The following is a 10,883-nucleotide window of genomic DNA, read 5'->3' on the forward strand; positions in this document are numbered from 1 at the left end:
ATCGATATGGCCAACTTCGCTGCAAGCCCGAGTGGCCTCAAGGCCATGCGAGGCACGTCGAGTTCGTTCTATCAGGTGTCGCAGTACGAGCTCTTCTCGATTCTCGGTGTGGCGGATACGCCAGTGGCCGCAGGCAAAGTCGCGCACGTCGACGTCGCGATCGACGGCTTGCCGCCGAATGCCGATGTCGAGTCATGCCTTGTCGAGTTATACGTGGACGATGCGGACGGCGCGCTGCCGCCGCGGACGACGGGCGTGAGCATCACGAAGAAAAACGACGCCGATGCCTCGGGGGACTTCAGCGTGAAGATCGCTCAGCCAACGCGCCCGTCCAACTTGCGCGTAACGCTAGGCGATGCGACGGTGTGGACTTCTGGCGGCCCATTGACCGATTCGATCTACGAGTTGCCAGATGCCGCCGATGCGCTGAATGCGTTTCTCGACAAACAGACAGGGGCGACAAGGCCGCTGAAAACGCTGAGCTTCGACGTGCACAGCGATACAAGCGGCAAAATCGGGTTGCGCATCACCAGTCTTACCTTCAGTCAGGTGAAGACACAGATGTGGCCGAATCCGCTGGATGGCACCGTGCGCAACGATCGATCGTCGGAAGTCGGTTTTGGCGCGATCGTACGGCTGCCACTTGACCCGCTGATCGACGTATCAACTGTTCCCGTGAAGCTCGACCAACTGACACTCGATGCAGACGGCAAGATCGACTCGGACCGGCTGCTCGGTCAGGTCGAGACGCATGACGGGCGTGAGTTTGCCACGGTGAGCACGGACTATTCGATCGCTCAGGAGTTCACGCTGATCGGCAACAAGGGCACGATGCTGCACTCGCCTGTCAAATGCAGCGGTGTGGCGGCTTGTGTGATCGCAGACGCGGAAGCAGAGCTTTACGCGGAGATTCAGGGCGACAACGACGGCGCACCTGCGTCGGGCATTCCGCTGGGCAAAGGAACGGCTGCGGTCGCGCCGGCCATACCCAACGTCAACACACCGCCTTGGGCGCTCGTCAGGTTCGCGGCGACGGTCTCGCTGGACGTGGACAAGCCGTATTGGCTCGTGCTGAAGGCGGTACAGGGTTCGATGGAACTCGCACTTGTCGGTACGCCGACGGCCGGTGCAGCGCCTAACGCTTTCTCTCGACAGCGCCTGAGCGTAAGCCGGGCCAGCCAAGTTTGGAAGCCGTTCGGTCGTGATGATGCTGCGGCGAGTGTGGCGCTGGCGGGCGTCATCTACGTTCCGACCAGCGATGATCAGACGGCCGCCGCGCAGGTTGCTATAAGCGGAACGCCTCAGCAGGACCGCTTGCTACTCGAGGCGGTCGACCCCGCGCCGAAACCGCGAACTTTCGTGTTGAAGACAGCGGACGTCGACTGGCGGCAGGCAACACTAGAAGTGCATTGCTATGCGACAGGCACGTTGCACATTGCCAATGTGATTCAACGCTTCAAGGTTGGTTGAGCCATGGAGTTCCTATGAAACCTGCACAGATCCGTGTCTTCGATGGGCTGCGGCTCACCAGCGAGCATCTCGAGCACCTTCAGCAAGCCATGCTTTCTTCGGTAGGTGATTTGCGTGAGATTGCCGGCGCAAATTGCGTCTATCGCGGCCTTGAAGTCGAGCTCACGGAGGGTGGCGTCACGGTGAAGCCGGGCCTCGCGTTCGATGCGCAGAAGAATCGAATCGTCATCGACGAGCCTCAGACGGTAGTAGTCGATTTCGGGGACAACGATTTGCAACGCTACGTCTGTGCAAAATACGAGAGTGTCGAAGACGGCGAAGTCGAATCGCACTTCACCATCGTGTGGGATAGTGGCTCGATCGTGGTGCGACCGACGCCGCCCGACGCGTCCGAGAATATGCTGCTGCTTGCAAAAGTGACACGGCAAGCGGACGGCACGAAGCAGGTGCTGCTGGACTCGGTTCGAAGGGACACTGGTGCTACATCCAGCATGGGCCTGGAAACTTTGGCGAGTAGCGACGCCGGGTTCGATTTGCGCAAATCTGTGCTGAGCCAGCCTTCCGACGTGTCGAAATGGGAGGACGTCCTGTTCGAACGGGAAATCGAAGCGCTCGAACCTGTTGGCACGGTGCGGTGTTTCCTCGAGGTCTCGATGGTCTTCCAGTGGATTGAAGAAAGCCCAGCCGTTCCGAACGCCGTGCCCACGACACGCAAGCTGGTCGCGACGTCACAAGGCGAGGCATGTGTGCATGCTTCGGGCGACCCGACACACATCAGCACGACGACCGTTCGCTACAGCAGTGAAGAAACGGAATTCCTGACGAGCGATTGCTGTGTGTCGCAGGAAGGCATCGCAGTCGTCAGGCTGGCACCGTTGGTTGCGAATTTCGCTCGAAGCGAGCCCGTCCCGAGTGCGCTGCGGCCACTGCTAATCGTCGTGCGAGCGGAACGGAGCGGGGCGGGGAGGTTTAGTGTCCGTGGATGCCTGCGTTTCGCGATCGATGCACCAACCGGGCGAGCCGAAGGACTGGAGAAATTTACACTCATAACACATTGGGCTGTGCGTTTGGGATGGAGCGCGTAAGGGGAAATGATGGTGGCTCAACAAGCGCGTCTACAACCACATTGAGCATAGACAGCGCACATCCTGTTGCGGGATCTACGTATTGCGGAATTGTGCGCAATCGATCTGATGCTTCTTTAGCAACTTGCCCAACGCGCGGCGTTCCTTTCCAGCGAGACGCGCGGCAAGCGACACATTACCCTGTGCGCGACGCATGAGGTCATCGAGATAAGCGCGGTCGAAACATTCGAGTGCGCGCATGCGGGCACTCGAATAGCCGGCAGGCTGAATGTCGACCGTGCTTTGCGCTTGTGCCGGACTCGACTGTCTGTGAATGGCCACCATGTCCTGATGCGGGATGCATATCTCGCGCCCTTCGGCCAACACATAGGCGCGATGGATCAGGTTTTCCAGCTCGCGCACGTTGCCGGGCCACGCATAAGATTGCACCCAGTCGCGCGCAGTCGACGAAAGCGAACTTATTGCGCTTGTACCAGCGGTGTCATATCGGTGGGAAAAGTGTTCAATAAAGTGATGCGCGAGGAGGAGGGGATCGCCCGGTCGAGCGCGTAATGGCGGCATTTCAAGAGTCAACACCCGCAAGCGAAATAGCAGATCAGCCCTGAAGGCATGCTCGGCAACAAGCATCTCGAGCTTGCGATTGGACGCGGCGATGATTCTGACGTCCGCGGTCTGCTCTTCGCTCGCACCAAGCGGACGGTATCGGCCGTCCTGAAGGAAGCGAAGCAGGCCGATCTGACCGCGTAGTGGCAACGAGTCGATTTCATCCAAGAACAAAGTGCCCAGATGAGCCAGACGCAATAGTCCGGATCCCGCAACGCGAGCGTCTGTGTAGGCGCCGCGCGCATGACCGAAGAGCTCGTTCTCGATCAGGCTCTCTGGAATCGCACCACAGTTGACAGGAACGAAGGGCTTTGAGCGACGATTTCCTCCATAGTGAATGGCTCTCGCGGCGAGTTCCTTGCCAGTACCGGTTTCACCCTCGATAACAAGGGGCACGTCGAATCTAGCAAATCTCCCGATTTGTTTCAGAACAGCGACAAAGCTCGGCGCCTCTCCTACGAGACAACCGAAGGGTGAAGTCTTTTCGTCGAACGATTCCATTTCTCATCATCGTGATCACAAAATGGGGTGCTGTTGATGAAACTTGAAATGCTGCGACCTCGCTTGCCCTCTCGTATGTGAACTTCTTGCGGCGCATCCGACACCAATACACACGTAATCGTGCGAGACGCGGAGCCGTGAAGTGCCGAAGCTCAAGTGTAAGCGTGTCGGATATCTAATTGATGGACTAGTATTTAACGAGAGTAGTCGATGGATGCTCAAAGGCAAGCGTATCGTTGGTCCTCCGATTGCTTCCTGGCGACAGAACCAGAAGACAATGAAATGTTAATTTACCTTGACACGACTTCAGATAAGGCGAGTGCAAATATGAAGCACGTCTCAAAATTATCGAAGACCAATCGTTTCTGAGTGGTCTCACACTCAGACACTCGCCCAGCGGCAATGATTCTTGTCAGTCAGGTGATGCCGAGCAGAAGAGACTAGTGCACGGACGCTGAGTAGAGGTTCCCTGCTAAGGCTACTGAGCGCATCGGAAGATACTTGGTCGAGGAGTGCGCCACTGAATGCGGGTAATCTTGGGTCGGAAATGCTGTAAGACCTTCCTTATCGCGCACGTCTACGGTGCAAGCGGTTGTTGGTACGCCTCCTTCGGCGCGATGAGGTAGCTGGACATGACCGAAACCACACTTATTCCAGAGTCGCAGAGACTGGTAGGAACGTTGAACTTCGACTTCGCAGACGTCTATGAACTTGCGCTACGGCGGTGTGGAACCAAGTCCGCTCGTTTCGTTGAAGTGGGCGGGCGCGAAACGGACTCCACGGAGTACCTGCGTCGACGAATTGGTGAGACAGGTGTCCGCGCAAGGTTGGAATCGGTGCATGGACTCGGTGACCAGTGGAGGCGGGGCGCGGAGAGATTTGCCGACGAGTCCCTCGACTTTGTGTTTATAGATTTCGACGGTGATATGGGTGCCTTTCGACTCTCACTTGGCGAGTGGTGGCGAAAGGTTCGGCCTGGCGGGATCTTAAGCGGGCACGGCTACATCCACGTCGCTGATGTGGCGGTGGCTATCGATGCCTTCGTGGCTAGCCGCCAACTCAGGTCCGCATTCCGCACGAGCAACGACTCATGGATCATCTACAAATCGCTTCGCATCGATGCCGGATACTGCATCAATCTTCTCCGTCGCGCCGACCGACGGACGAGTGCAGCAAATCAGTTTGATGCCGCAATGCTGACGCCGCCAATCGCGTTCGTTGCGGCAGTCGATGGAAAGGACCTTTTTCACCTTCCCGTGTTGTCTGACGGCCAGGCAGGCTGCTCTGCAAGCCATCTGCAACTGTTGCGCGCGGCAGCGCTTAAGGGACTTCGACATGTATTGATCTTTGAAGACGACGTAGGACTAGTTGGCGATTTCATGTCATGCTTCCAACGTGCTCTATCACGCTGTCCGGCAACCTACGATCTTCTTTACATCGGCGGGTGCTCCCACCCCGATTGGGGAACGTACATTTATCCCTTCGACGACCTGTTGGCGCGCGCCGGAAGGATTTATGGGACACACGCCTACGTCGTGAACCTGGATATATATCCGCAGATCGAATCGGGTCTCAGAGATCTGAACAAAGTGGTCGACCAGTGGTATGCGAACGAACTGCAGCCACGCAGCAACTGCTACGTATGTATTCCCAACCTTGCGTATCAACAGGCTGGACGGAGTGACATTTCTGACGGATACACCGCGGGTACCCGAGAATATACCGAGTACCCTTGGAGATAGCGTGCGTCGCGAATTCGGGTGACGCAGCGACACCGCGCCTCGTGGTCCCCGCCGTGGCTCCAGTGAAAGGAGAGGAACACGCCGGCCTCATTTTGGCGCAGATCGCGGTGAACACTTTCACCGAAGTGGAAGTGTTCAGATTCAGTAAGCGCCCGCTCAATTTCGCGACCGCTTTCGTCATGATGCGACTCACCGAATGAAATGAAGAACCAACATGCGTGCCCTTCGAAGCGCTGACGCGCATTGGCCGGTACGCGTCGCGAAAGCGCAGCTTGCCATGCTATCTCTCTTACTCGCTAATAAGCATTACTGAAAGCGTGCTGTCGCAATGTGCGCGATATAACCTTTTGAATTGAGATTAGCCGAGCAAGGGAAGATGATGAAAGCGATCGCATCGGTGGCTTTTTTCTGGAGGTCAAAATGAGCATGCACCCTAGCGGGAGGTCAGAAATTGTCGACATTTTTCTGCCTCGGTTACCCCCGGCAGTCTTGAAGTGGGCCGGTGCGCTGGCCCTGGTGGAATTTGCGATCTTCGTCTGTGTAACTGTCTATGCATCTTTCACACGCGAGGAACTGGATCTCTGGAAGGCACCTGACGGTGTCGCATCGCACGCCCCGTGTTATTGCTAAGGAGCATGCGATGCCTTTCACCCAGGTCCAGCGCGTCTCAGTTGTGATTCCGCACGGCGGCGTCGAGCGCCTGCCGCACCTCGCCGCTACTCTGGCGAGCCTGCGCCAGCGCCCCGGCATCTTCGAGGTGATTGTCGCAGAATTGGGCGAGCGACCCGTGGCCGCCGGGCTGGCCGCCCGCTGGGCCGACAAGCACGTGTTCGTCGAGCGCACCGGTCCTTTCTCACGAGCGGGGGCACTCAATGCGGGCTCGGCATGGGCCGAGGGCGACGTCGTGCTGTGGCACGACAACGACCTTCTCATGGCCGTGCACATGCTTTCACGCAGTGTGGTCGAACTCAACGACCGTGGTGTGGATTTTCTTCTGCCCTACATCACAATCCGTTATCTGAGCGAGGCCGATTCGCTGGCGGTGATGCGCGGCGAACGAGCTCCGTTTGACTGCCAGCCGGCGAGCACATACTTCTCAGACCGGCCACCTATCTGTTTCGGCGGTCTTGGCCTCGTGCGCCGCGATTTCCTGCAGCGCTACGGCGGCATGATCGAAGGCTTCCTTGGCTGGGGAGGCGAAGACAACGCCTGGATCCACAAAGTACGCCTGCTCGGTCGGTTGGCCATAACGAGTTGCACCGACCACCATGTCGCGCACTTGTACCACCCGGCCTCTGGCGGCCTAAATCCTGCCTCCGCGATGCAAGGCAACCCGCACTACGACCACAACATACAGCTGCTTGAGCAGGTGTACTCCGTGTGCAGCGGTACCGAATTCCTGCAGCGCTTCCCCGCTACGGGGCAAGTGGAGGGCTCGGTCACGGGCCCGCCTGCGAGCGCACCGCAGGTGAGCGAGGCGTTGCCCGTATGGGTGTACTGGGAGGGGCCGTGCTCGGCGTGGATTCGAGCCTGTCGGCGCACCATCGCGCGCCATGCGCCCGGCGTGCGTTTCCTCGATCCGCAGGCGTTTGACGCGCTGCGCGACCACGACCGTGACATTGATCTGTCGGACCTCGGCGTGGCGCAACGCGCGGACGTCGTTCGCGCTTTCCTGTTGCAGCGTTACGGCGGGTTGTGGATCGACGCGGACTGTCTGGTAATGCAGACGCTGCAACCCGTGCTGAACCTGCTGCGGGAGTACGACTATGTGGCGCACCGCGAGCGCTCGGGACTGGTCTCTAACGGATTCATTGGCGCGCGACCGGGCAGCCGAATCGCCTCGGCTCATTACACACGCGTATGTCAGATTCTGCGCGCACGCGGGCCAGTGCACTGGACGACGCTTGGCTCGGAGCCGCTGACCGCGGTGCTGGAGGCAGACTCAAGCGGCTGGCACGAGTTGCCGTGCGAGCGCATACAACCGATCTGTTGGAGCCGCCCCGAGGTCTTCTTCGAGGAAGCCGACGACATCACGCATGCGCGGGCGGTCGACGAAAGAGCGCTGTGCTACATGCTATCGAACACAACGATCTGCAAGCACGCCGCAGCGCATCCCGGGACCGACCCGATGCAGCCGCGTACTTTTTTCCGTTACTTGCTTCGTCGTGCCCTGGGCGGAGGCGACGGACCGGATTTTGAGCAGATCTTCGATGACAAAGTCGAGTTGTACCGACACTACCGGCTCGAATCGATATCGGGGCCGGGTTCCTGCAACGCGCAAACACGGCATTTGTGCGAGCAATTACCGTTGATGCTGGAGAGTCTGGATATTCACTCGATTCTTGATGCGCCCTGCGGCGATTTTAACTGGATGCACCACGTGTATCTCGGCGGCACGCGCTATGTGGGCGTGGATGTGCACGGCGAGATCATCGCGCAGAACAGCTGGCGCTACGGTCGAGAGGGTCGAACCTTCATCCGCGCTGACCTGACGTGCGACGCGTTGCCGCGAGCGGATGCGATACTTTGCAGGGACCTGCTGCCTCACTTGTCTTTCGAAGAGGCGCAACTGGTAGTGCGCAACTTTGTCGCGAGCGGCGCGACTTACCTGCTGACCACGCACTTCCCGGCGCCGCGCGAGGTGGTCGACACTTCGGGCGGCGAATGGCGGCCGCTCAACCTGACGCTGCCGCCGTTCGGATTCCCTCCGCCGCAGGCGATTATCGTCGAGCGCTGTGATGAAGCAGGCGGAGCGTTCGCCGACAAGTGCCTTGCGCTGTGGAAGCTCGCCGACATCGCTGCGTGAAAAGACTGTGCATACGCGCTCCTATCGAAGAACGAAATAGCTAAGAATACGAACGAATAAGTTGCGAATGTGCTGCTGCATCGGGGCATCGCGCCGGGGTGACGTAACGAGCTGAACGGAGGCGTAGGTTTCGCGCTGGCGCAAGATGACGCTAACTTTACATAAATAGTATTATCGTCGTTTCGTAAATCTTTTAATAATCCTTCTTCCAACACGTGGCGGAGAAACTTTCTGCCGCAGTCGACGGTATTTATACGATGCCTTGCGAGTGTGGCGCCGGCGTCGCGCGACAAAAATGCCGACCGAATCCAAACTTGCATGTCACATGCGACAATCCAAGCATGATGACATGGGCGACGCCCGCACGGGTGCATTGATGAGCGAGATCACTTGTGCCCGCTGTGGCGCTAAGAAACCTGAGCACGATTTCGTGCGCGCGGTGTCGCCCGAGGGCGCGTTGGCTGCAAGACATCTGACCAGCGATGCCGGTGGCTTGCAGGTCGCCAAGACAATCGTCAGAGGCCGGATTGAACGGGGATGGGGTCGAAGACGCAAGCCAGCCGTCCGTGATTATCGACGGCCGGCGCGTCAAATGGAGCGATTTTGGCGCGATGCGCCTCGCCTTCGAGGGATGGCAGCTTCGGCTTGAGTTACTTGACCCTAGCGACCAGGCTTGATACCGCCGCGCGAAATGTCCGCTTTTCGCCTTTGCTAAAGGGGCGTGAAGCCAGAAAACAGTCCTCGGCCGGCAGTTGAATAGGGTCGAAGCATTTTTAGTTGCACGGGAAACGGCGGTAGTTAATTTCGCGCCCATTGTCCAAAAGATGTGAATAATTTCCGGACCGAGTGTCCTACGTCTGATCTTTGCGCCGCTGTCCTGTCCGGGATCGGCGACGGAATCCCAGTCCGGTGCGGTTGGGTGCTGACCGATTTCGCGCAGCTAAGCTTGCGTCGTGTCGTCGACAAGACATTCAGCGATTGGGCAGCAATGGCGAGTTGCGCCGAATCGGGTGCGCTTGGCCACCGACCCGACTCATTGCACCGATACGTCAAACCGTACATAATAGGTCATGAATGTCATGGAGTTCATGACTGAGGAGCCCCTATGAGCGCGCTGGACGAAATTTCGACCCGGGAGCTGGCGGCGACCACGGCCCGGGCACTCGGTGTTGATGGCCGGCCCGAGGTGATCGATTACCTCAAAGACGCTTTCGATAAAGTGGTCAGCGGCGGCGTCGGCAATGATCCCCATTACGCGAATCAGCTTTTTTCGGCGGGAAGTGCCGATCCACTTGCAGCGGCCCGGACTCGCGGCCGCCGATTCGCCATTGAGGAATATCGAAATCCCGACAATTTGACACTCCTCGACGCGCGCGACTATGCAGGGCGCAATGAGCGCGCCATTAATGAGGACCGTCAAAAGGGAGCGCTGTACGCGCTGCTACCTGCGGGCAAGGAGCGTGGTTTTCGTTACCCCAAGTGGCAGTTCGACGCTGATGGTTCACGCTTGAAAGCGGTACTTGAACCGTTTGTGTCCGCTAAGGTCAATTCGTGGTCTGTCCACTCTTTTATGCGCACGAAGCGTGAGGAACTCGGCGGGCGCTCGCCCGCGGACGTCATACTTGACTCCAACGCGTCCGTGGCTCGAGTCGTCGATTTAGCGGTTGAAGAGATTGGTGGTGAACAGGGGGCAGCGTGATCAACGAGGTTCACGACGAGTCCCCTGATTCGTGTCCCCTGCCCCCGCCTGGCTTTCACACTGCTCGCATCCCTGTTCAAGAAATCGATCTCTCAGTAACGCCGCTGCTGCGTATTCATTGGCGACACCCTGATCCGGTCTATTACAATCGCCGGTCCAGCTCATCTACAGTTTTCCGGTTCGATGCGCCCAATGATGAGTACGGCGTTCTCTATGCGGCCTTGTCCTTCGAGGCGTGTATGGCCGAAACTTTGATGCGTGGGCGTTTCCGAGGTGTCGACGCAGGAATGCCGCACGTGATTGATGAGAAGCTCATCACGGATCGCTGTGTAGCCGTACTGGAAATGGAGAACGCCCGCCCGCTGCGTCTTGCGGATCTCACTGAACCTCTTTGGCAGTTGGGATTCGACACGCAGGTTCTCTCAACGCCGAACTATTTCGCTCCGAATAGATGGAGTGCCGCCCTCCACGAAAATCAAGCAAGGGTGGACGGCATCTACTTCCGCTCACGCTTTGCAAATGCGGGATCAGTCGCCCTATTCAGCGACCGCGTGCGCCTCGTTAGACGTGGCACGTCAGTCCCTGTGATCGCTCATCCATCGCTTCCGGCATTTCTTGACCGGTTCAGTATCGGCATTGCCGATCCAGGCGGTGCCGATTGGCAGGCGGAAGACGCTTTCTAAATCTGGACACTCTCAGCGCCTGCTACAGAGACGAACGCCAAAAAATCTGCCGATATCGGGGTCGCCTTGATTCCCGTGCAGAAACCGGGTTAGGGCCGACCATATCCGACAAGGCTTTTCCTTCCGGCACCAAATTAATGTACTGGAAAATCAATAACTTGCTGTCTAACCGTTAGACGCCTTTTTTTCTCACGTCTAGACAGCGTCAAGCGGCACGGCCGGTCAGCGACAACTATTCTGGCCGGTCGACGGGTGTAATTGTCGCTGGCTAGTTCATAGTTGTCGCTTCTCCAT

The 10,883-nt window shown here is 58.2% G+C and carries 7 protein-coding genes; 6 read left to right on the forward strand and 1 reads right to left on the reverse strand.

Annotated features, from left to right (window positions below):
* Positions 1 to 6: 6 nt before the first annotated feature.
* Positions 7 to 1,470: a hypothetical protein gene (locus tag QCE73_RS37345; protein WP_309885856.1), complete on the forward strand. Its 1,464-nt coding sequence runs from the start codon at positions 7 to 9 to the stop codon at positions 1,468 to 1,470.
* Positions 1,471 to 1,484: 14 nt separating this feature from the next.
* Positions 1,485 to 2,555 carry a hypothetical protein gene (locus QCE73_RS37350; RefSeq protein WP_309885857.1) on the forward strand — a complete coding sequence of 357 codons (1,071 nt, stop codon included), beginning with the start codon at positions 1,485 to 1,487 and terminating at the stop codon, positions 2,553 to 2,555.
* Between the two features lie 75 nt (positions 2,556 to 2,630).
* Here the strand turns inward: QCE73_RS37350 and QCE73_RS37355 are convergent, their stop codons facing one another.
* Positions 2,631 to 3,659 (reverse strand): sigma-54 dependent transcriptional regulator, encoded by a 1,029-nt coding sequence (locus tag QCE73_RS37355; RefSeq protein ID WP_309885858.1) that lies wholly within the window; start codon positions 3,657 to 3,659, stop codon positions 2,631 to 2,633.
* 632 nt (positions 3,660 to 4,291) lie between these two features.
* Between QCE73_RS37355 and QCE73_RS37360 the strand changes: the two genes are divergently transcribed.
* From QCE73_RS37360 to QCE73_RS37375, 4 genes are all read left to right on the forward strand, one after another.
* Positions 4,292 to 5,401: a glycosyltransferase family 25 protein gene (locus QCE73_RS37360; RefSeq protein WP_309885859.1), complete on the forward strand. Its 1,110-nt coding sequence runs from the start codon at positions 4,292 to 4,294 to the stop codon at positions 5,399 to 5,401.
* Between the two features lie 640 nt (positions 5,402 to 6,041).
* The gene (locus QCE73_RS37365; RefSeq protein WP_309885860.1) at positions 6,042 to 8,207 is read left to right on the forward strand and encodes a glycosyltransferase; all 2,166 of its coding nucleotides are present in this window, start codon (positions 6,042 to 6,044) and stop codon (positions 8,205 to 8,207) included.
* Positions 8,208 to 9,312: 1,105 nt separating this feature from the next.
* Positions 9,313 to 9,906: a hypothetical protein gene (locus QCE73_RS37370; protein ID WP_309885861.1), complete on the forward strand. Its 594-nt coding sequence runs from the start codon at positions 9,313 to 9,315 to the stop codon at positions 9,904 to 9,906.
* On the forward strand, positions 9,903 to 10,589 hold the full coding sequence (locus QCE73_RS37375; RefSeq protein ID WP_309885862.1) for an RES family NAD+ phosphorylase: 687 nt from the start codon (positions 9,903 to 9,905) through the stop codon (positions 10,587 to 10,589). Before QCE73_RS37370 ends, QCE73_RS37375 begins: the two co-directional genes overlap by 4 nt.
* Positions 10,590 to 10,883 lie beyond the last annotated feature (294 nt).

Origin of the sequence: Caballeronia sp. LZ029, from assembly GCF_031451275.1 — a bacterium.
GTDB lineage: Bacteria > Pseudomonadota > Gammaproteobacteria > Burkholderiales > Burkholderiaceae > Caballeronia > Caballeronia jiangsuensis.

Coding starts and splice junctions, on each gene's coding strand:
- QCE73_RS37355 (WP_309885858.1), bottom strand. CDS start 3,659: ATGGAATCGTTCGACGAAAAGACTTCACCCTTCGGTTGTCTCGTAGGA.
- QCE73_RS37350 (WP_309885857.1), top strand. CDS start 1,485: ATGAAACCTGCACAGATCCGTGTCTTCGATGGGCTGCGGCTCACCAGC.
- QCE73_RS37345 (WP_309885856.1), top strand. CDS start 7: ATGGCCAACTTCGCTGCAAGCCCGAGTGGCCTCAAGGCCATGCGAGGC.
- QCE73_RS37365 (WP_309885860.1), top strand. CDS start 6,042: ATGCCTTTCACCCAGGTCCAGCGCGTCTCAGTTGTGATTCCGCACGGC.
- QCE73_RS37370 (WP_309885861.1), top strand. CDS start 9,313: ATGAGCGCGCTGGACGAAATTTCGACCCGGGAGCTGGCGGCGACCACG.
- QCE73_RS37360 (WP_309885859.1), top strand. CDS start 4,292: ATGACCGAAACCACACTTATTCCAGAGTCGCAGAGACTGGTAGGAACG.